9 protein-coding genes are annotated in these 22577 nt (G+C 64.7%); 5 read left to right on the forward strand and 4 right to left on the reverse strand.

Going from position 1 to position 22577, the window contains the following annotated elements:
- Window positions 1-91: 91 nt before the first annotated feature.
- From RFN30_RS13835 to RFN30_RS13850, 4 genes are all read right to left on the reverse strand, one after another.
- Window positions 92-1120, reverse strand: a complete 1029-nt coding sequence (locus RFN30_RS13835) for a sulfate ABC transporter substrate-binding protein (RefSeq protein ID WP_320262643.1) — start codon at window positions 1118-1120, stop codon at window positions 92-94.
- Between the two features lie 199 nt (window positions 1121-1319).
- Entirely contained in the window at window positions 1320-2033 is a 714-nt protein-coding gene (locus tag RFN30_RS13840) for a M15 family metallopeptidase (RefSeq protein WP_320262644.1), read from the reverse strand.
- Between the two features lie 247 nt (window positions 2034-2280).
- Window positions 2281-4386, reverse strand: a complete 2106-nt coding sequence (gene pbpC, locus RFN30_RS13845; protein ID WP_430699016.1) for a penicillin-binding protein 1C — start codon at window positions 4384-4386, stop codon at window positions 2281-2283.
- A 67-nt stretch (window positions 4387-4453) separates the two neighbouring features.
- Complete coding sequence (locus tag RFN30_RS13850) at window positions 4454-9934, reverse strand: alpha-2-macroglobulin family protein (protein ID WP_320262646.1); 5481 nt, start codon at window positions 9932-9934, stop codon at window positions 4454-4456.
- 277 nt (window positions 9935-10211) lie between these two features.
- Between RFN30_RS13850 and RFN30_RS13855 the strand changes: the two genes are divergently transcribed.
- The 5 genes from RFN30_RS13855 to RFN30_RS13875 all read left to right on the forward strand — a co-directional run bounded on the left by RFN30_RS13855 (window position 10212) and on the right by RFN30_RS13875 (window position 22544).
- A complete protein-coding gene (locus tag RFN30_RS13855; protein ID WP_320262647.1) occupies window positions 10212-12140 on the forward strand; it encodes an autotransporter assembly complex protein TamA in 1929 nt (642 codons plus the stop codon).
- A 2-nt stretch (window positions 12141-12142) separates the two neighbouring features.
- Window positions 12143-18190 carry a translocation/assembly module TamB domain-containing protein gene (locus RFN30_RS13860; RefSeq protein ID WP_320262648.1) on the forward strand — a complete coding sequence of 2016 codons (6048 nt, stop codon included), beginning with the start codon at window positions 12143-12145 and terminating at the stop codon, window positions 18188-18190.
- A gap of 274 nt (window positions 18191-18464) precedes the next feature.
- On the forward strand, window positions 18465-20117 hold the full coding sequence (locus RFN30_RS13865; protein ID WP_320262649.1) for an ABC transporter substrate-binding protein: 1653 nt from the start codon (window positions 18465-18467) through the stop codon (window positions 20115-20117).
- 222 nt (window positions 20118-20339) lie between these two features.
- Window positions 20340-21374, forward strand: coding sequence for an ABC transporter permease (locus RFN30_RS13870; protein WP_320262650.1), 1035 nt, complete (start codon window positions 20340-20342; stop codon window positions 21372-21374).
- A gap of 12 nt (window positions 21375-21386) precedes the next feature.
- Window positions 21387-22544: an ABC transporter permease gene (locus RFN30_RS13875; protein ID WP_320262651.1), complete on the forward strand. Its 1158-nt coding sequence runs from the start codon at window positions 21387-21389 to the stop codon at window positions 22542-22544.
- Window positions 22545-22577 lie beyond the last annotated feature (33 nt).

Raw genomic sequence — 22577 nt, forward strand, 5'->3', positions numbered from 1 at the left:
TCTTATTCGGACCAGTCCGCCCCGCTACATCGACTTGGGCGGTCGTACAATAGACCCAATCAGGTTTCATCCGGCCCATGGCCGCCATGCCTCATTGGGCGGGCTTGTAAATCTGGTCGAATATACCTCCATCGCCGAAATGATAAGGCTGCGCCTTCTTCCAACCGCCGAATTGCGGATCGTCGATGGTGACGAGCTTGATTGCAGGCAGCTTGGCGAGATCCTCGGCAGGCACCAGGTCGGGCTTGGCCGGACGATAGTGGTTCTTGGCGATGATTGTCTGGGCTTCCTTCGAATAGAGCCAGCCCAGATAAGCTTCGGCGACCTTGCGGGTGCCCTTGGCGTCGACATTGGCGTCGACGACCGCGACCGGCGGCTCGGCCAGGATGGAGGTCGGCGGATAGACGATGTCGAAATTGTCGGCGCCGAATTCGTCGAGCGCGAGATAGGCTTCGTTCTCCCAGGCGATCAGCACATCGCCGAGCCCCTTCTGCGCGAAGGTCACCGTCGAGCCGCGGGCGCCGGTATCGAGCACCGGGACATGCTGATAGAGCTTGCCGACGAATTCCTTGGTCTTGGCTTCGTCGTTGCCGTCATTGGCGTTGGCATAGGCCCAGGCGGCAAGATAGTTCCAGCGCGCGCCGCCGGAAGTCTTCGGGTTCGGCGTGATCACCTGCACGCCGTCCTTGACCAGATCGCTCCAGTCGTGAATGCCCTTGGGATTGCCCTTGCGCACCAGGAAGATGATGGTCGAGGTGTAGGGGGCTGAGTTGTTCTCGAACTTCGTGCGCCAGTCCGGGTTGATCTTCTTGGTCTTCGTGGCGATGGCGTTGATGTCGCCTTCCAGCGCCAGCGTCACGACATCGGCGTCGAGGCCGTCGATCACCGCCCGGGCCTGCGCGCCCGATCCGCCATGCGACTGCTGGATGGTGACGGTTTCGCCGGTCTCGGCCTTCCAGTGCGCGGCGAAGGCCTCGTCATAGGCCTTGTAGAGCTCACGTGTCGGGTCGTAGGACACGTTCAGAATGGTCGTATCGGCAAACGCGAAACCGAGCGTGCCGAACTGGACAGATGTGGCGACCAGCGCGCCGAGCAGTTTCCTGAAATGAGGGTTGGTCATTTCCGCCTCCATTGATGACGGCCGAACTCTAGCGAATTTATAGAAATTAGATGCATTGAATGTTGCCTTTTTCACCTCCTTGCAGCAATTTTTCGCCGAGCTTCGGGCAATCGAGGAAATATCTTCCTCACTTGGCGGCAGCGCGGCTTCCCGTCCGCGGCCTAACTAGAACCAGTCGCGGTGAGAGCAAGTCCTGGGACTAGTCGGCGGTCACCGGAAAATCGAAGCGCTGTTTCGTAAAGGGCTCTTCGGCAAGCATGAAATGCCACCATTCGCGCGCGTAATTGCGGAAGCCGGCGGTGCGCATGACGGAAAGAAGAGTCTTGCGGTTCGCCGCCGCCTCGGCGGCGAGAGGTTGGTGGGCCGTCTCGCTCGCCGGATCGAAACAGTCGAACCCGGTGCCGAAGTCGAGCGTGCCGGTGTCCGGTGCGCCACAGGCAGGACGAACGGTGCTTTTCTTGCCGGGCTCGGCGATGGCGAGATCGACCGTCGAACCGCGGGAATGGCTGGATAGCTCGCCGACATAACCTTTGGCGATGAGGTCGCCGCGCTCGACATTCGGATACCATTGCGGGTCGGGCGGGCCACCCTCTCTTGTCCATTCGCCCATGTCGGCGACGGCGCGCGCCGGGCGATAGCGGTCGAAGACTATCAGCGTGAGGCCTCTGGCCGTCATTGCTTTCTGGACGCTGGAGAGTGCCTTCGCCGCCTGCTCGGTCAAAATGCAGACCGGCGCTTCGTAGCCGTCAACCTTGCGGCGAAGGAAGTTTTCGGATCCGGCATAGCGGATGTCCTGGCGAATGGTCGGGTCGACATCGTCCAGCCGGACGAAGCCGGCGGGCAGGGGATCGGCGGCGGCAGGGAAGGAGATTGTGGTCAGAAGAGTCAGCGTTGCGAAGATTGTAGTCAGCAAGGAATGGCGCGAGGCACCCCCCTCTGCCCTGCCGGGCATCTCCCCCGCAAGGGGGGAGATCGGCGGCTTCGGCGCAGGCTCTATCTTTCTAACGTTGAAGATTGGCGAAGGCAGCGAAGCGAATAATCTCCCCCCTTGCGGGGGAGATGGTCGGCAGGCCAGAGGGGGGTGCCTCGCGCCCAACATACAGGGAAGGGTGCTTCCAACTAAGCCACGAAGCCCAATCCCCTGAATCGCTTGCCGGATCTTACTCAACGAAAACCTTCACGCTGGCCGCGCGTCCGGCGGCATCGATCACCGTCAGCGTCGAATAGCCGGTGCCATCGGGCTGCCAGGTCGCGGTGCGTCGGCGGTCGACGCCGGCGAGCGGCTTGCCGTTGGCGAGCCAGCGGAACGGCGCGCGGCCGCCCTGCAGCTTCAACACCAGCGGCGTGGCGGCAGCCGAATTGGTGCCGAGATCGACGCGGGCGCCGTCCGGCGGGAAGACGATGGTCGGCGCCGGCTCGGTCGGCGTTGCCTGTACCAGCCCGTCCGAACCGGCGCCAAAGCGGGCGAGGGTCACCGGCAATTCCTCGCGCTTGGGGTTGAAGACGCCCGGCGGCCGGCTGGGCAGAGGCACGCCGGCCAAACCCGAGCGCACAAAGCCTTCGAACAGGATCGGCGCGGCCGAGACGTAGCCGGAGAGGCCGGGGATCGGGCTGGCGTCGGCACGGCCGACCCAGACGCCAAGCACGTATCGGCCGTCGAAGCCGACCGACCAGGCGTCGCGATAGCCATAGGAGGTGCCGGTCTTGTAGGCGATGCCGCGCTGCATGGCGCCTTCCGGCGGCTTCACACCGGACAGGATGTCGTCGATCTGCCAGGCGGCCTGGTCGTCGAGCATGGTGGCGGTGGTGCGCTCGGCATTGGCTGGCTCGGTGCCGTCATGCAGCGTGTGCATCTTGCCGCCATTGGCGAGCCCCGTATAGAGCTGCACGAGATCGCGCAGCGTCAAGCCGGCGCCGCCGAGGCCGATCGCCAGGCCCGGCGCCTCGTTGAGCGGCAGGACCAGATTGACGCCCGCCTGGCGGAAGCGCGCCGTGAGCCGCGCCGGTCCGACGGCGTCCAGCACCCGGATCGCCGGCACGTTGAGCGACAGCTGCAGCGCCTGCCTGATGCTGACGTCGCCCTGGTAGCCCATGTCGAAATTCTTCGGACGGTAGCCGCCGAAATCGGCGGGACTGTCCTCGATGATCGTCTCCTGCGCCACCAGGCCCTGCTCGAAGGCAAGTCCATAGATGAACGGCTTCAGCGTCGAGCCAGGCGAGCGGACGACCTTGGTCATGTCGATCCAGCCGGAGCGGCTGGCGTCGAAGAAATCAGCCGATCCGACCTCGCCCAGTATATCGCCGGTGCGGGCATCGGCCATCACCATGGCGATGGAAAGCTTGGGGCCGAGATTCCTGGCGGCCTCCCTTGCCACCTGCTCGAGGCCCTGCTGGACGCTTCTGCGGATGGTGAGCTGCAGTGGCTTGCCGGGCTCCGCCTTGGGCAGCATGGCATAGGAAGCGTGCGCGGCCAGCGCCGGCAGCTTGCGGCGCAGGCCGGAGACATCGTCGAGCGCGGCGCGCGCGGCCTCTCTTTCGCCGAGCAGGCCGGCCGAAACCATGCGGGTCAGCACACGGTCGCGCGCGGCATGGGCGATGTCGAGGTTGCTGTCGGGCCGACGTTTTTCCGGCAGTTGCGGCAGCGCCACGAGCAGGGCCGATTCCGACACGGTCAGCCGCTTCGGTTCCTTGCCGAAATAGGCGAGCGAAGCGGCGCGCACGCCTTCGAGATTGCCGCCATAGGGCGCCAGCGTCAGGTAGCGCTCGAGGATCTCCTGCTTTGAGAGCCGCCGCTCGATCTGGACCGCGCGCAGGATCTGCTTGAGCTTGGAGCCCAGGCTGCGGCTGTCGCGCGGCTCGATCAGCCGGGCAAGCTGCATCGACAGTGTCGAGCCGCCTGACACGATGTGACCACTGGTGGCGAACTGGCCGGCGGCGCGGCAGAGCGCCAGCAGGTCGACGCCACGGTGGTCCCAGAAGCGCTTGTCTTCATAGGCGACCAGCATGTCGACGAACTCTCTGTCGACCTGGTCGAGCCGGGTCCCGAGCCGCCAGTAGCCGTCCGGCGTGGCGAAGGCGCGCAACAGCTGGCCGTCGCGGTCCTGCACCTCGGTCGACACCGTCAGCGTTGCCGGCAGTGGTGGCGGAAAGGCGCGGTCGAGTTCCCAGAGGGCGGCCGAGGAAAAGGCTGCGAAGCCGGCGAGGCATGCGCCTGCAACGGCCGTTCGCTTGAGGATTTTTTTGGAGAGCATGGTGCTGCCCCTCATCCGCCTGCCAGCGCCTTCTCCCCGTAGAGTGACGGGGAGAAGAGGATTTCTGGCGACGTCTTCATCGCTATTCCGCCTTGACCTCCATCATGCCGGAGGCGGTGCGGGCCGAATATTGTGGCCGGTACATGTCCTCCACCGACGCTGCCGGATGGGCATAGGTGCCCGGCGTCACGGCGCGCACGACATAGGCCAGCGTGATGTTGCGGTCGCCGTCGCCCTCGTTCGGATTGAAGGCGGCGACGAAGCGATCGTCGCGGAACTCCAGATGCGCGGCGTCAGTCTGCGCCAGCCAGGAGAAGTTCGACAATTGCGCGCTGGACACCAGGCTCGGATTGTCGATCTCGAAGCCGGCCGGCAGCAGGTCAGTGACCAGGACGCGCGAGGGCCATTTGTTCTGCTCATAGATCTTGAGCACGACCACATAGCGTTCGTTCTGCCTGGCCTCGGTGACGTTGGCTTCGGTGCCGTCGAGCCTGTAGTAGGTGCGATCGATGGTGAAGCCGTCGCCGCCTGCCGGCAGCGGTTCGACCGGCGCCGCCACCGCGGTGACCACCGCCTGCAGCGGCGTCTTTCCGGTGTTGGCGATGGTGAGCGGGCTGTCCTCGAGGTCGCTGCCGGAGACACGGTCCGAATAGCCGCCGGCATGCGGCGCGCCGTTGACGGAAAGCGTGATGGAATCATTGCCTTCCTTCAGCGCCCGAGCCGCCAGCAGCATCCAGGATTCGTCCTGCGTGCTCATCCAGCCGGCGTCGGCACGTTCCCTGGCCACCAGCCTGACCAGCTGCGGCACGATACTCGGCACCGGCTTCGATTCCGCGGCCAGCGCCAGCATCGCGGCACCGTCGCGCAGCGGCGAACCGTAGTCGGAGCGGTAGTAGTCGTACTCGGTGCTGCCTTGCGCCAGCCGCAGCGCCGTCTGGAAGGTCGATTCCGAACGCTGCGTGTCGCCGTAGAGCGCGAGGCTTGCCGCGAGCTGCGCGACCGCCATCGGGCTGGAGAAGGCTTCAAGCTGCGTATCGGTGTAATAGCGCAGATCGCCGATTGAGGCCTTCTTGTTGCGGGCGAGCACATAGAGCGCGTAAGCGATCTCGCTGCCGCGATCCTGGACGTCCTGGTCGTAGCCCAGCGAGTTCTGCAGGTTGTTCAGCGCCTGGTTCATCGCCTGCGCCGGCACATCGTATTTCTGCTCGCGCGCCCGGGTCAGGAACTCCGTGACATAGGCGTCGAGCCAGAGATCGCCGGAGCCGGGCCCCCAGAGGCCGAAGCTGCCGCCGGAGGCCTGATAGCTCAGCACCTTGTAGACGGCGTCCTGGATGCGGCCGTGCAGTTCGGGGTCGCTTTCCATGCCGATGCTGGTAGCCATGTCGTTGACATAGAGCAGCGGCATGGCGCGGCTGGTGGTCTGCTCGGCGCAGCCATAGGGGTAATGGTCGAGGCTCATCAAAAGCGAAGGCACGTCGAAGGCCGCCGCCTGCGAGACGCCGACGCTGACCGAGGCGCCGTCGAGCACGCTTGCCGCGAGCAGCTCCTTGTCGACGCGAAGCGCGCCGCCATTGGGTTTCAGGTTCACCACCATGCGATTGGTGACCGGAAGCTGAGCCGGGCGCACCGGCAGGTAGAGCGTCTGCTCGACTTCCGTTCCACTGTCATGCGCGAGCTTGACGGTGATCGAGGCATCGCCCGCCGTCCGCGCGATCAGCGGGAAGGAGAGCGTCTGCCGCTTGCCTTGGCTGAGCGTCAGCTTCTCGGGCAGGGGCTTGTCGCCGGTCGAGAGGTCGCCGGTCGTGGTCACCGAGAGCTTGTAGTCGCCGGCGGGGCCGTCGGTGTCGGCAATGTCGAGGCGCATGGTCGCTGTATCGCCGGGCGCCAGGAAGCGCGGCAGGCCGGCGGTGATCACCACCGGATCGCGCACGATGACGTCGGTTTGAGCATGGCCGACGGCCTCCTTGGTCCAGGCGACGGCCATGACGCGCACGGTGCCGTTGAACTGCGGGATGTCGAAATCGATCCGTGCCTTGCCGTTGGCGTCGAGCTCAACCGGGCCTGAGAAGAAGGCCACCAGCTTTTCGGTCGGCGGGCTGCCTTGCGACTGCATGTTGGCGCCGTCGCCGCCGGTCCTGAGCTTGCCGGTGGTGCCGAGCGAGCCGTCGATCAGGCGGCCGTAGAGGTCGCGGATCTCGAGGCCCAGCATGCGCTGGCCGAAGAACCAGTCCTCCGGGTCGGGCGCCTTGTAGTTGGTAAGGTTGAGGATGCCGACATCGACGGCCGCGACCATCACATAGGCATTGCTGCCGGCCTGCGCGCCGCTGACGGCGACCGGGATCGACAGCTGCTGGCGCGGCGCGGTCTTTTCGGGCGGCGTCAGCGTGACGGCAAGCTTCTTCGAGCCCGGATCGACGGTCAGCCATTTGACGCCGATGGCGCGGGCCGGCATGCGCGATTGCTCGGCATCGCCTGGCCGGAACAAGGTCGCCGTGACATAGGCGCCGGCGCCCCAGTCGTCGCCGACCGGGATGTCGACCGTGCCGCCGCCGGCCGGCACCGAGGCGGTAACGGTCTTAAGCAGCTTCACGGCGCCGATGGTCACGAGCAGTTCGCCGGCAAAATGCGGTGAGACCTTCAGCTTGGCGACTTCGCCGGCGGCATAAGTATCCTTGTCGAGGGCGACCTCCAGGCCGTCCGGCGTTTCGGTGGTGGTCGAAGCGACATACCAGCCGGCGTCGAACTCATAGCTGGTCGCCGGCCCGTCCGGGTCGGCCGTCTCGACTTCGAGCCGGTAACGGCCCCAGTCGACGGGAAGCGACACGGTCGCGTCGCCGTCGGCGTTGAGGTCGATCTGGCCGTTGGCAACCGCCTTGGTGAGATTGACCGCTTCATAGTTCCAGGAATTGTTGGAGCGGTACCATTGGTAATTGCGCTCGACCTTGACCAGCGACCACTGGGCGCCTTTCAGTTCTTCGCGCTTGCCGTTCGGGTCGACGGCGATGATGCTGAACTTCGCCATCCCGCCTTGCGGCACCTCGCCGCCTTCGAAATCCGGGCGGATGCCGATCATTTCCTTTTCCGGATGCGCGGCGATATCGAGCGAGCGCTCGACGGCGCGGCCGCCGGCTTCGCGCATGCGGACAGTGACCTTGGCGTTGACCAGCTTGGTGGTCGAAGGCAGCTGGTCGATCGAGACCGGGAAGGTCGCCTTGCCGTCATCGCCGACGACGGGAAGGTTGGCCAAAGGCGTCACCGAGGGCTCGGCCGACTGCTCGTCGGCAAGACCGAAGGTGAAGTCCTTGAACCGGTCCCAGCTGCTCGTGGTCGACAGCGTCATCTCGCCTTCGAGCGCGAGGCCGGCGGCCGGCGCGCCATAGAGGAAACGGCCGTCGACGCTGACATTGGCGGTTTCGCCCTGGGCGATCTCCTTCCTGTCGGCGGTCAGGTCGAATTCGATGCGATCCGGGACGAAGTCCTCGACCAGGAACATCTGGCTCGCCACCGGCGCCTGCTTGGGGTCGGTGTAGATCGACACCGTCCAGGTGCCGCGCATGGCGTTGGCCTCGAGCGCCAGGTCGACGGCATGGCCGCCGGCCGACGCGCCGTCGCTGACGATGCGGCGGTTCTCGACGCCGTCGGGACGGGTGAAGATGAAGGTCAGCGGCAGGTTGTCGACCGCCTTGGCCGCGCCGTCGCGAGCAAGGGCGGCCACATGCACGTCCTCGCCGGCGCGGTAGATGCCGCGCTCGGTCCAGGCATAGACGTCGAGCGCGCCGGGCGCGGCACGCCCGGCAACGCCGCGATCCGACAGATCGAAGCCGGCGCGGCCCATGTCGAGGAAGACGAAGTCGTTGTCGCCCTGCTTGGCCATCAGCACGGCTGGCACCATGCCGCCTTCGCCGCGCGTCAGGCCGGGGTTGAAGACGGCGTGGCCTTCGGCGTCGGAGGTCGCGGTGCCGAGGATTTCATTGTTCTTGGCGAGCAGCGTCAGTTCGGCGCCGGCGATCGGCTTGGCGGAGCCGAGCGAACGGGCAAAGACATTGAGGCCGTCCTGGCCGGCATAGGTGGAGAGGCCGATGTCGGAGACGACGAACCACTGGGTGGCGAGCGAACCATAGTCGTCGCTCTTGTCGTCGACCGCCTGGGCGGTCAGCACATAGACGCCCGGCTTGCGCTGCGGGATCGCCTCGTCCACCGGAAACGAGGTGGAGACCTCCTTGTTGAGGTCGTTGGCGATGTCGAGCGTGCCTTCCCAAACAGGGGCGCCCATCTGGTCGGAGATGGTGGAAATGTCGTAGCCGTCGAGCTGCTTCAGGAACTGGTAGCCGGACAGAAGCTGCGCCAGCGAGCGGTCGCCGATGCGGTAGAGCTTCATCTTGGCGGCGTTCATGTTGACGGTGACGACGGGAATACCGCGGCGGGCGCCGGCCGGCAGAACAAAGCTGTCGCCGGTGAAGCGGGCCGACGGGGCGCGGTCCTGGATATAGATCGACAGCACGACCGGGGCGGCGATCGTCTCGCCGATCGCGGCCGGCAGGCCGGCGCGGAAGGTCACGTCGTAGTGTTGGCCGTGTTCCAGCCCCTCGACGCAGATCTGCTTGTCCTTGGCCTCGACGGCCTTGGGGGCGGCGTTGTCGACGGTGACGAACTGCGAATAGTCGACGCCGGTCTTGACCAACTCCTCGGAAAACTGGGCGCAGATGCGCGGGGAAGTCGAATCGGCGTCGACCGAGTGATCGATGACGCGGAAACCCTTGCGCGCCTTGAGGTCGGCGTAGTCGGCCTGCACGGCGGGCGAGCTCACCAGCGCGAGGCTCGCCTCATAGGCTTGAATGGCCGGCCGGAAGAGGTCGCGCTTGTCGAGGCCGGCGGCAAGCAGCGCCAGCGCTTCGGCGCGGGTCTTTGCCGTGCGCACCAGCTTGTAGGCGTTGAAGGCGGCCGAGGTGACGTTTGCCGGCAAGATCGAGGGCTCGGAGGTGTTGGAAGCCGGCTGCACGCCGAGCGTCTCGCGCGCCAGCGCCAGCCAGAGCGCGCCGTCGTCCGGCAGCACGGAAAGGGCGTCCTGGTATTTCTGCATGGCGAGACGATGGTCGCCGGTCAGCGCCGCCTGCTCGGCCGCGGCCTGAAGCGCCGCCAGCCCTTCGGTCGGCTTGTCGTAGGCCGGATCGGTGAGCTTGTTGCGGAACTGCTGGGCCTGGTCGGCCATCCAGTTGGGGAAGAAGGCAAGCGCCGGCGGTGCGCCGATATCGGGGTCGCCATCAACATTGGCGATCTTGCCGGCGACGGCGCCGGTGAAGGGTTTGAGCTGATTAAAGTCGGATTTGAGAAAGCACCATTTGGCCTTCGTGTTGTAGGTGAAGGCGCGGCAGGCAGGATCGCCGAGGCATGTGGTCTTGCATTGGTCGAGGCTGACATTCTGGTCGGACCTGAGGTCGAAACCGAAATAGTCCGAATTGTCGGTCGTCACGATTCGCCGGGCTTCGGCCGCAAGTGCCGCGCCGCCCAGGGCGAAAAAGATAAGGAGAAGGAAAGAGAGACCACGAGCCGCGCGCATTGCCACATCACCCTCCAGACATCGCCAGCGTCCGGGCATGATCAAGCTTCGGTAAGGCTTGTCAACGCCGGAACGCGGCAGGTTTTCAACCCGCCAACGGTTTCCAAGCCGGCCAAAGGCCGGTATTTCGACAGAACCTCTATGAGATGGATCACACTTTCTTGCGAAGATGCAAAAGGTGTGAATTCCAAGCCCTGTCTATTTCAGACAATTGGATTGTGGCCCCTTTACGAGCGTTTCAGAACTTCATTCCAATTTTAGTTTTGTCGACTAGGTTGTCTTAATGCCGGCGCATGAAACGCAGATGTCAGGAGGGATCGCGCCAGGGCGCGGGCTTCCGCGCGCCCTGCTTTTCGCGCTTGTCTGCTCGACAATGCTCGCCTCCGAAGCGCGGCCGGCGGCTGCTTTCGAAATTTTCGGCATAAAGCTCTGGGGTTCGTCCAAAGACGAGGATGCCGACATCGTCGACCCGCTGCGCTATTCCGTGACCATCGATGCGCCGGATGCCGACAAGGATCTGGTCAAGAAGCTGGAGAATGCCTCGGCGCTCAAAAATGACGAGGAGCATCCGGTGTCGGGGTCGCTCGGCCTGATGGCCAAGGCGCGCAGCGACCGCGAGCAACTCGTTGCCGCGCTTTATGCGGACGCGCGCTACGAAGGCGTGGTCACCATCACCATCCAGGGCAAGTCGATAGACGAACTGCCGCCGGACGCCGAATTCAAGGGGCCGCAGCCCATCCCGGTGGTCGTCAGCATCGCCGCCGGGCCGAAATTCACGCTGGGCGACATCAGGCTGAAAGGCGATGCAGCCGGGCTGGCGAGTGCGGATTTCGGCTTGATCGCCGGCGGCGATGCGGGATCGGGCGCGGTGCTCAAGGCGGAAGCGGCGATCGTCCGGGCGCTCAAGGAAGAGGGCAGGCCGCTCGCCAAGGTGACGGATCGCGAGATCGTCGCCGATCATGCCACCTCGACGCTCGACGTCACGCTGACGGTGGCGGCCGGGCCGGTTGCCGGCTATGGCGACACCACGGTCGAAGGCACGGAGAAGGTCGATCGCGACTTCACGGAGTACATGACCGGGCTCAAGCGCGGCCAGCAATATTCGCCGCAAGAGATTGACGATGCCCGCGATCGCCTGCTCGGGCTCGAGGTCTTCAACAGCGTGACCATCAAGGAAGGCGACAGCCTCGACGCGCAAGGCAATATTCCAATCGACGTCCAGGTCAGCGAACGCAAGCCGCGCTTTTTCGGCGTCGGCGGCACGTTTTCGAATACGGAAGGCTTGGGGCTCGAAGGCTATTGGGGCCACCGCAACCTGTTCGGCAAGGCGGAGAAGCTGCGCATCGACGGTTCCATCAGCGGCATCGGCAGCAACAGCATTTCCGCGCTCAACTACAATGCCGGCATCATGTTCGAGAAGCCTGGCGTGCTCGGGCCGACATCGAAGTTCTTCACCGGCATCAAGACCGTGTTCGAGCACCCCGACGCCTATGACCATTTCTCGGTCAAAGGCAATATCGGCGTCTCCTACGACCTCGACAAGAAGCAGAGGGTTTCGGCGGAATTCGCGCTCGACTATTCGCGGATCACCGACGTCTTCGGCAAGCACACCTATCTGATCGCCAGCGTTCCGCTGCAATATGTCTATGACAGCCGCGACAACAAGCTCAACCCGACCAGGGGTTTTCGCGCACTCGCTTATGCCGAGCCGAGCTACGATATCCTGAACGGTGCGACCTTCCTCAAGCTGAAGGGCGAAGGCTCCGCCTACCAGTCGCTCGATACCGCCAGCAAATTCGTGCTCGCCGAACGCGCTGCGCTGGGCTCTATCGTCGGCACCGGCCTTCAGAACGTGCCCGCCGACCGGCGCTTCTATTCCGGCGGCGGCGGTTCGGTGCGCGGTTATGCCTATCAGGGTATCGGCCCGAAAGACATCGACGGCCAGCCGATCGGTGGCCTGTCCTTCTTCGAGACCTCGGTCGAGATGCGCATCGCCGTCACCGACACGATCGGCATCGTGCCTTTCGTCGACGCCGGCACGGTCTCGACCAAATCCTTCCCCGATTTCTCGGACGTCAAGGTCGGCGCCGGCGTCGGCTTGCGCTATCTTACGCCCTTCGGGCCGCTGCGCATCGATGCCGCCGTGCCGCTCAACCGCGATCCGAGCGATCCGCATTTCGGCATCTATGCCGGCATCGGCCAGGCGTTCTGACGATGAAGATCTTCTGGCGCATCCTTCGCATCTGTCTTTACGCGCTGCTCCTGCTGCTGGTCGTGGCGATAGGCGCGCTCGTGGTTCTGACCGGGACCGAAGGCGGCCGGCAAAATCTCGCCGGTCTGATCTCGAAAATGGCCTCGACCGACGACCGAAAGGTCACCGTCAGCGGCATCGAAGGCATATGGTCCGGCGCGTTGCGGCTGGACCATGTCGTGCTGGAGGATCGCGCCGGACCCTGGCTGGTGGCGCGAAAGGTGGCGCTCGACTGGTCGCCGACCGCGCTCTTGTCGCGCAATTTCAATGCCGACCGCATCGCGGCCGAACGCATCGAGCTGGCGCGGCTGCCGCAAGCCAGCCAACAGCCCTCGCAGGGCGGCTCGACCGGCCTTCCGGTCTCGATCGACGTCAGAGCGATCGACCTGCCCGAGATCGCGCTCGGGCAGGAACTCGCCGGTAGCGGCATTGCGGAACTTGCCGCCAAGGGCTCGCTTAAGGCCGATCCGTCGCCGCTGGCGATCGACACGGTGCTCAAAGTCGCCCGCCACGACGGCAAGCAAGGCAATGTCGACGCCAAGGTCCATTTCGCGCCGGCCGACAACAAGCTCGACCTCGATCTCAAGGCCTCGGAGCCGGCCGGCGGCATCATCGCCAACCTGCTCAAGCTGCCCGATGCGCCGCCCGTCGATATTGTCGTTTCCGGCACCGGGCCGCTCGCCAATTGGAGCGGCATAGGCACCTTCGTCGTCGACCGCCAGATCGTCACGCAGCTCACCGGCCGCCACCAGCTGAACGACAAGGGGCACTATATAGAAGCCAAGGGCGACGGCGAATTCGAGCGCTTCCTGCCGGAGAAGTTCAAGTCGTTGTTTGCCGGCAAGACAAGCTTCGACGTGGCCGGGACGGCGACCACGGCCGGCGGGATTGATATCGAGCGCGCCATCATAGAGAGCGATGCCGTGCACGGCACGGCCACCGGCAATGTCGACCCGAAGGGCGCCAGCGACCTTGCCGTCGAGCTCTCGGCCAAGGGCAAGCCCGTCACCATCGATGTTGGCACCAGCGCGGTCCCGATCCTGGTCGCGGTCGAGAAGGCGACCGCGCGCGCCTTTGGTGACGGCAAGGCGCCGATGGTCGATGTCGGCACCTCGCTGGCTTCGATCGCTGTCGGCGGCACGCAGCTCAACAATGTGACGGGGGAAATCCACTCCGACGGCTTCGATGTCGAGACCCGCAGCGGCCCGGTCGGCGTCAAGCTCGCCGCCGCCGGCCTGAAGACCGACGTGGCGACGCTGGCGCCGCTGGTGACGGGCAAGCTCGCCGCCGACCTCGCCGGTTCGATCAGCCGCGATAGCGTGACCGTCGACAAGGGCACGCTGCGCAGCGATGCGCTCAATGCCGCGCTGACGGCGAGCGTCTCGCTCGCCGATCTGTCGATGACGTTGAAGATGAACGCCGACGCCGTATCGAAGGCGCTGCCGCCGCAGATCAGCTCGCTGCTTGGAGAGCGGGTGAGGTTCTCGGCCACCGCGACCCGCGATCCGGAAGGCGCCTTCGCGGCCAACGAGCTGGAACTCAGTTCCGGCTCGCTCAGCGCCAGCGGCACCGCCAGCGCGCAAGGCTCGGACATCCAAGCCAATGTCAAGGGAACGCTGGGCGATGTCTCGGCGCTGTCTTCGCTCGCCGGCACACCGCTTGCCGGCGGGGTCAATTTCGCACTGACAGCCAGCGGGCCGCGCTGGGCGCCGGATTTTTCGGTTTCGGCCGACAGCGCCAGCCTGACGGCGGCGGGCCGCACGGTGAAGGACATCAAGCTCTCGGCAAAGGGCAAGGCCGACGTCGCAAACCCCTCGGCCGACGTTTCGCTGACCGGCAGCGCCGAGCAGCCGCTCGACATCAGAGCGTCGCTGGTGACCGCCGACGGCAAGCGCTCGATCAGGGGACTTAGCCTTGCGCTTGGCGATAACAAGGTTTCGGGCGACCTCGCGCTCGACGATCAGCTCCTGCCGCTCGGCACGCTGACGTTGGCCGTGCCCGATATCGGGCCTTTGGCGGCGCTTGGCGGTCAGACGGCGACCGGCGACATCAACGGCACGATCGCCTTCGCCAAGGATGGCGAAGCGCCGAGCGTCACCATCAATGCGGCCAGCACATCGATCGCGCGCGGCGATCTGGCGGCAAGGACCATCACCGTCAATGCGCTGATCGCCAACTACCTCAAGGGGCCGGCGATCTCGGGCACGATCAAGGCCGACAGCGTTGCTTCCGGCGCTACCGTGATCAGCGCCATCGGCATCGATTTGAAGCGCGATGGCGACTGGACCAACTTCTCCGGTGGCGCAACGGCATCCGGCATTCCGGCCACCGCAACCGGTCGCGTGAAGATCGCCGACGGCAAGACCAGCGTCGAGATCGCGTCCGGCGAAGCGACGGTGCGCGGCATCAAGGCGGCGATCGCCGAGCCATCGAGCCTGTCGATCGCCAATGGCGTGACCAGCATCGAGAAGCTCGCGCTCAATCTCGGTGGCGGCTCGGCGACGGTCTCCGGCAGCGCCGGTCAGGCCCTCGACCTGACGGCCAATCTCGCCAACCTGCCGGCAGCGCTCGCCAATGATTTCGTGCCCGGCCTCGACGCCGCCGGTTTGCTCAACGGCACGGCGCGTGTCACGGGCGCTTCCGCCAATCCCGACGTCCAGTTCGACGCTAAGCTCGCCGGCGCCGAGACCAGCCAGACCCGACAGGCGGGGCTCGGGCCGCTCGATCTGGACGCCGCCGGCAGCTATACGATGGCGGGCGGCATAGCCCTGGACCACGCCACGCTTTCGGGTGACAAGATTTCAGGCAAGGCCGCCGGCACCATCAATCCCAATGGCGCCAGCGACTTCTCGCTTGACCTTACATCGTCCGGACCCAGCCTGCCGCTGACGGTCGGCAGCGCCGAGAGCCCGGTCAGAATAGAGGTCCAGTCGTTGTCGGCAAAGATGGCGGGCGAAAGCACGCAAGCGCGGCTGGATGTGTCCGCTATTCTACCCTCCATTGCCGCCAGCCAGACGAAGGTGGACGGTCTGGCGCTGACGCTGCATTCGGATGCCTTCGACCTCAAGGGGCGGGCAGGTCCGGTTTCCGGCACGGTGTCAGTGGACAGGATCGGCCTCGACAATCCCATGCTCGCGCCGCTGATCGCCGGCAAGGTCACGGCCAAGGTCAACGGCCGCCTGACAACCGATGCCGTGGCCGTCAACAGCGGTTCCTTCAAGAGCGATGCGCTCAACAGCCAGGTCGCCGGCCGGATATCGTTGGGCGACGGCGCCGTCGATCTCAATTTGAAGGCCGATGTTGCTTCTTCGGCTTTGCCGGCGGCAGTGCGCGGCATGCTTGGCGAGAGCGCACAATTGAGCGCCGCGCTGAAGCGTGATGCCAATGGCAATGTCAATGTCGAGGGCCTGAAGCTCAATTCGGGCGCGCTCAGCGCCGACGGGCAGGCGAGTCTCGCCGACGGCCAGCTGGCCGCCGATATCAAGGGTGCGCTAAGCGATGTTTCACGGCTTTCGCAAGACGCCAAGGGGGCCATCGCCTTTGTTCTGAATGCGCAAGGTCCGGTCACCGCGCCCGATCTGTCGATGACGGTGAACAGCGACCGGCTTTCGGTGGCGGCGCGAGAGATCACCGGGTTGAAGCTGACCGCCACCGGCAAGGCCGATGCCGCCAATCCGGCGGCCAATGTCGAGCTCACCGGCAATGTCGCCGGGCAGAACCTGCAAGGCAGCGCGGTGCTCGCCACGACCAATGGCAGCCGCGCGATCAACGGGCTCTTGCTGTCGCTCGGTCCGAACAAGATTTCCGGCGATCTGGCGCTCGACGATGCCTTCGTGCCGGTCGGCACGGTTACGCTCGACCTGCCCGATATCGGACCGCTCGCCGCGCTCGCGCTGGAAAAGGCCGAGGGCAATGTGCGCGGCACGATCGCCTTCTCCAAGGCCGCCAGCGGACCCAACGTCGTGGTCAAGGCAAACACCTCGGCCATCAAGCGCGGCGATCTCTCCGCCAAGAACGTCGCCATCGACGCGCAGATTACCAACTACCTGGCCGCACCGGTCATCTCCGGCAAGATTCGCGCCGACGGCGTGAATTCGGGCGGCACCGCCGTCACCGGCATCGATGTCGACCTCAAGCGCGATGGCGACTGGACCGGCTTTTCCGGCGGCGCCACCGTCAAGAACATTCCAGCGAAGGCGGCCGGCCGCGTGAAAGTCGCGAACGGCACGACGACAATCGAGCTCGCGTCGGGTCAGGCGACGGCGCAAGGCATCAAGGTGGCGATCTCGCAGGCCTCGACCGTGACCATCGCCAACGGCGCGACGACGCTCGACCGGCTGGTGCTCAATCTCGGCGGCGGCACGGCAACGGTGACGGGCAAGGTCGCGCAGACGCTCGACATCAACGCCAATCTGGCCAGGGTGCCGGTCTCGCTCGCCAACAGTTTCTCGCCGGGCCTCGATGCGGCAGGCTCGATCTCGGGCACGGTGAAGGTGTCGGGCGCCCCGGCCACTCCGGCGGTCGCCTTCAAGGTCGACGCTTCCGGCGTGCAGAGCTCGCAAACGCGCGGCGCCGGGCTCGGCGGCATGAATGTGTCGTCGTCGGGAACCTTTGCCGGCAACAAGCTCACATTCGACGCCAATATCAGCGACGGTGCCGGCCTTGGCCTCAAGGGCGGCGGCATGGTGACAACGGCAGGCACGCCGACCCTGGCGCTGGACTTCAACGGCAAGGTGCCGTTTTCTTTCCTTGCCTCAAGACTTGCCGCGCAAGGCCTGGCGCTCAACGGCACCGCGGATGTCAATGTGCAGGTGCGCGGTCCCGCTAACGCACCGGTGATCAGCGGCAAAGTCACCACGTCCGGCGCACGCCTCATCGACGCTCGTTCCGGGCTTGCGGTCAACGACATCGCGGCCGACGTCTCGATCGGCAGCGGCGTCGCCAGGATCAATCGCCTGACCGGCACGCTGTCGACGCGCGGCAGTCTTTCGGCCAGCGGCACGGTCGGCATCAATCCGGCGCAGGGTTTTCCGGCCGACCTCTCGATCAAGCTAACCGACGGCCGCTACACCGACGGCAGGGTGGTGACCGCCAATCTCGGCGGCGACCTGACCATCAAGGGGCCGCTGGTGTCGGCGCCGGTGATCGCCGGCACCATCAACCTGGCACGAACGGTCATCACCGTGCCGGAAAAGCTGCCGGGCTCGCTCTCGGCGTTGGACGTGAAGCACAAGAACGCCCCGCGCGCGGTGCGCGCGCAGGACAGGGCGCTGAACCCGCCGACATCCGGCGGCGGCAACAGCGGCAGCGGCCTCGCCCTCGACGTGACGGTCAACGCGCCGAACCAGATCTTCATCCAGGGCAGGGGCGTCGACGCCGAGCTCGGCGGCTCGCTGAAGCTGACCGGCCCGGCATCTTCGCCGCAGGCCGTCGGCAGCTTCACCTTGCAGCGCGGACGGCTGACGATCCTTGCCAAGCGGCTGACCTTCACCGAGGGCACGGTCGGGTTCCAGGGCTCGCTGGTGCCCTACCTCAACCTGACGGCGACCACGACGACCAGCAGCGGCACCGTGACGATCGTGGTCTCCGGCGAAGCGACCAACCCGAAATTCACCTTCTCCTCGGTGCCGGCGCTGCCCGAGGACGAGGTGCTGGCGCAATTGATCTTCGGTCGCTCGATGTCGAACCTGTCGCCGCTGCAAATCGCCCAGCTCGCCGATGCGGCCGCGCAGCTTGCCGGCGGCGGCGGCACGACCTCGCTGCTCGACAATCTGCGCAGCGCGATCGGCGTCGACGATCTCGACGTGACGACGGACGAGAAGGGCGGCACCGCGGTTTCGGCCGGCAAATACCTCAACGACCGCACCTATGTGACGATCCAGAAGGGCGACAAGCCGGGCTCCGGCAAAGCGACGATCGACCTCAATGTCGGGCGGGGCGTGAAGCTGCGCGGCGAGGCCAACGACGCGGGCGAGGCCAAGGGCGGCGTCTTCTACGAACGCGAATATTGACGGCGCGGTGCTCGCCTCGGCGGGCTCAAGAGGACTTTTGCCGCGCGCGCAAGGCCGTTATCCGCCTAAAATGTCTTGATTTAATCCGCCCGTCGATTTTTTCAGAAATGTGCGGTGCACTAACAAATTTGCGTCATGACTGTCGCTATCGCGCGAACCGGTCTCATTCCAAAGTTGCACATTCGCCAACATGTTCCCATTCCACACCGTCTTTTGACATCACGGTCCGGATGCGGAATGTTAAAAGGCAGAAAGCCAACAATGGGAGATAGTGATGGCAATCTATAAAAGTAACGGTGACCGCGTTCCGGACCACATCCTGGCCATGGCCGAAGAAGCCAAGGCAGGAAAGGTGGATCGACGCGAATTCCTGGCCTTGGCCAGCGTCTTCGGCGCATCGACGGCAATGGCCTACGGCATGCTTGGCCTGGCCGACCCGACACCGGCAAAGGCCGATGAAGTGAAGGGCAAGAAGGGCGGCACGCTGAAGGTCGCGCAGTGGATCAAGGATCCGAAGGATCCGCGCAAGGCCGACTGGTCGGAAATCGCCAATGCCGAGCGCCAGGCGCTCGAGCCGCTGGTCAAGTACACCACCGAATATACGTTCCGCCCCTATCTGCTGGAAAGCTGGGACGTGAACGATGACGCTACCGAATACACGCTGCATGTGCGCAAGGGCGTGACCTGGTCGAACGGCGATGCCTTTACCGCCGATGACGTCATCTTCAACCTCAAGCGCTGGGCCGACAAGAAGGCCGAAGGCAATTCGATGCCCGGCCGCCTCGGCACCCTGGTCAAGGACGACAAGCTCGACGAGAGCGCCGTGACCAAGGTCGACGACATGACCATCAAGCTCAAGCTCGGCAAGCCCGACATCGCACTGATCCCGAACATGTGCGACTACCCGGGCCTGATCGTCCACAAGAGCTTCGACGAGAAGGGCGGCGATTTCAAAGCCTGCCCGATCGGCACCGGTCCGTTCGAGCTCGTCTCCTACGATGTCGGCCAGAAGGTGGTCTACAAGCGCCGCGAAGACAACAAATGGTGGGACGGTGAGGTGTTCCTCGACGGCATCGAGTTCATCGACTACGGCACCGACCCGGGAGCCATGGTCAGCGCCTTCGAGGCTGGCGAAGTCCACACCAATTTCGAGACCTCGGCCGACTATGTGTCGATCCTCGACGGCATGGACCTTGTGAAGTCTGAAGTGGTGACGGCCTCGACAATCGTGTGCCGCACCAATGTCAACAACAAGCCCTATGACAACCAGAAGGTCCGCAACGCGTTGCAGCTCGCGGTCGACAACAATGTCGTTCTCCAGCTCGGTTACGGCAATGCCGGCACGGTTGCCGAAAATCACCACGTCTGCCAGATCCACCCGGAATACTATGAACTGGCGAAGGTCGCTCGCGATCCGGCCAAGGCAAAGGCGTTGCTGGCGGAAGCCGGCCAGGCCGACTTCGAACATGAACTGATCACGGTCGACGAGGACTGGCACAAGAATACCGGCGATGCGATCGCCGCGCAGATGCGCGACGCCGGCATCAAGGTGAAGCGCACGGTGCTGCCGGGCTCGACCTTCTGGAACGACTGGACCAAGTATCCGCTGTCCATGACCAACTGGAACATGCGGCCGCTTGGCGTCCAGGTGCTGGCGATCGGCTATCGCTCCGGCGAAGCCTGGAACGAGACGGCCTGGTCGAATCCCGATTGGGACGCCAAGCTCAACGCCGCGCTGGCCGTCGCCGACGCCGCCAAGCGCAAGGAGATGATGAAGGACATCGAGCAGATCCTGCAGGATTCCGGCATCATCATCCAGCCTTACTGGCGCAAGCTCTACAGCCACTCGGTCAAGGCGGTGCAGAACTACAAAATGCACCCGACCTTCGAGCGCGATTACGGCAAGGTCTGGCTCGACCAGGCGTGATCGAACCGTCGGGGAAGGGCCTTGCCCCTTCCCCTCAATCCCCGCACAATGCCGGAACCGGAAGCCGACGCCGCAAAGGGCGTGGGCTTTTCCGGTAACGGCATGCAACGAAAAAACAGGGTTGATCGCATTCGAGGGTCCGTTTGACAGGCAACCTGGTCGCTGGCGGCCGGATTGGTTTCCAGACAGGCTCCAACCCCAACCAGACCGGCAGGGGCTGCCATGCTTTCTTTCATCCTCAGGCGTCTTGGCACGATGGCATTGACGATGCTGTGCCTGACGTTGGTCGTCTTCTTTCTGATCAATCTCAACCCGAATTTGAAGAAGCTGGCGATCAGCCAGACTGAAATGCATACGTCGGCCGAGCAGCTAGAGGACTGGCTGGTCAACCATGGCTACCGGCAGAACTTCTTCGTTCGCTACGGGCAGTGGCTTGGCCTGCTGCCCAAGCAGCCGGCGACCGATCCGGCGACGGGCAAGCCGGCGCAGCGCTTCTCTTTCTGCAACGACCCGGTCGAGCCGAAATTCTCCGGCGTGCTGCAGGGTGATTTCGGCTGTTCGACCAAGTTCAAGACGACGGTCGCGGCCAAGCTGTTTCCGGCGCTCGGCGCCACGGGGCTTTTGATGTTCTGGGTGCTGGCGGTGATGGTGCCGATCTCGCTGCTCATCGGGATACTCGCCGGCATGCGCGAGGGCTCGCGTACCGACCGCACGCTGTCGGTCGCCTCGATCGCCTCGACGGCGACGCCCGAATATGTGTCGGGCGTCATCTTCACCGTTATCTTCGCCTCGTGGCTCGGCTGGCTGAACGGCTCGGCCGCATCGGCAAGTCAGGGCCTCACCTTCTACAATTTCACGCTTCCAGTGATGACGCTGGCCATCTACGGCACCGGCTACATAGCGCGCATGACTCGCGCCTCGATGGTCGAGGTGATGACGCAGCAATATATTCGTACGGCCCGCCTTAAGGGGCTCTCCTTCAGCAGCGTCGTCGTCAAGCACGCACTACGCAACGCGCTGATCGCGCCGTTCACCGTGATCATGCTGCAGTTCCCCTGGCTGCTCACCGGCGTCGTCATCGTCGAGGTGATGTTCCGCTACCAGGGTTTTGGCTACACGCTGGTCGAGGCCGCTGGCAACAACGACATCGACCTTCTGCTTGGCTGCTCGCTGGTCTCGGTGTTCATCGTGCTGATCACGCAGCTCATCTCCGATGTCGGCTACGCGTTTCTCAATCCGCGCATCAGGGTTCAATAGGGGGCAGGGCGGATGCAGATCGAACATATCAGCGCCTTCGATGTCGTGGTCGGCGTGCTTTGGCGCTTCTGGCCGGTATGGGTCGCGCTCGTCCTGTTGATGGGCGCAAGCTTTGCCTACAAGAAGAAGCTCGGCCTCTACGGCCAGCTCTTCGACAGCGGCGTCGGCATTGCCGGCGTCGGCATCTGCCTGTTCTGGCTGTTCACGGCAATCTTTGCCTCGACCATCTCGCCTTTCGATCCGCTGGCGCAGGTGTCGATCATGAAGGATGCACTGCCCGGCGCGATCGAGCCGACTTCGAAGCTCATCTACTATTTCGGCGGCGACAAGCTGGCGCGCGACGTGTTCTCGCGCATGGTCTATGGCAGCCAGATCGTGTTGATCATCGCGCCGGCGGCGACTGGTTTCGCGCTGATGGTCGGCATCACGCTGGGCCTGCCGGCGGGCTACTATGGCGGCAAGATCGACACGCTGCTGTCGTTCCTCGCCAATCTGGTGCTGGCTTTCCCCGTCATCCTCCTGTTCTACCTGCTGGTGACGCCCGGGATCATGGACACGCCGATCCCCTATGCCATGGCAGGGTTGTTCTTCCTGTTCCCGATCATCTTCTTCAGCGTGCTGTTCTGGACCCGTTTCAAGAACCGGCCGGACCGGCTCTACATCCTGCTCGGCCTGACGCTCGTCATCGGCGGCTGGATCTATGCGGGCCTCGTCTTCGACGCCGACCCGCTGAAGATCGTCCACATCGATCCGAACCAGCTCAACATTTTCGTGGCGGTGGTGTTCGCTTCCAGCCCCGGCGTGTTCCGCATCGTGCGCGGGCTGACCATGGACATCAAGACACGCGACTATGTGGCGGCGGCGCAGACGCGCGGTGAATCGCCCTGGTACATCATGCTGTGGGAAATCCTGCCCAACGCGCGCGGACCGCTGATCGTCGATGCCTGCCTGCGCATCGGCTACACGACGATCCTGCTGGGCACGCTCGGCTATTTCGGTCTAGGATTGGCGCCGGAGAGCCCCGACTGGGGCACGGCGATCAAGGATGCGAGCCGCCTGCTGCGCTCCTTCATCCATCCGGCGCTGCCGCCGACGATCGCGCTGATGTCCTTTGTGCTGGGGCTGAACCTTCTGGCGGACTCGCTGCGCGAACAGTCGATGAAGGATTGATGGCGGGGTCTTCGGCCCTACTTGAAAAACAAG

It is taken from the genome of Mesorhizobium dulcispinae, from assembly GCF_033977345.1.
Lineage (GTDB): Bacteria > Pseudomonadota > Alphaproteobacteria > Rhizobiales > Rhizobiaceae > Mesorhizobium > Mesorhizobium dulcispinae.

Bases quoted from the DNA above. Each gene is read 5' to 3' on its own strand.
- RFN30_RS13835 (WP_320262643.1), bottom strand. From the start codon at position 1,120: ATGACCAACCCTCATTTCAGGAAACTGCTCGGCGCGCTGGTCGCCACA.
- pbpC (WP_430699016.1), bottom strand. From the start codon at position 4,386: ATGAGGGGCAGCACCATGCTCTCCAAAAAAATCCTCAAGCGAACGGCC.
- RFN30_RS13855 (WP_320262647.1), top strand. From the start codon at position 10,212: ATGCCGGCGCATGAAACGCAGATGTCAGGAGGGATCGCGCCAGGGCGC.
- RFN30_RS13860 (WP_320262648.1), top strand. From the start codon at position 12,143: ATGAAGATCTTCTGGCGCATCCTTCGCATCTGTCTTTACGCGCTGCTC.
- RFN30_RS13865 (WP_320262649.1), top strand. From the start codon at position 18,465: ATGGCAATCTATAAAAGTAACGGTGACCGCGTTCCGGACCACATCCTG.
- RFN30_RS13870 (WP_320262650.1), top strand. From the start codon at position 20,340: ATGCTTTCTTTCATCCTCAGGCGTCTTGGCACGATGGCATTGACGATG.
- RFN30_RS13875 (WP_320262651.1), top strand. From the start codon at position 21,387: ATGCAGATCGAACATATCAGCGCCTTCGATGTCGTGGTCGGCGTGCTT.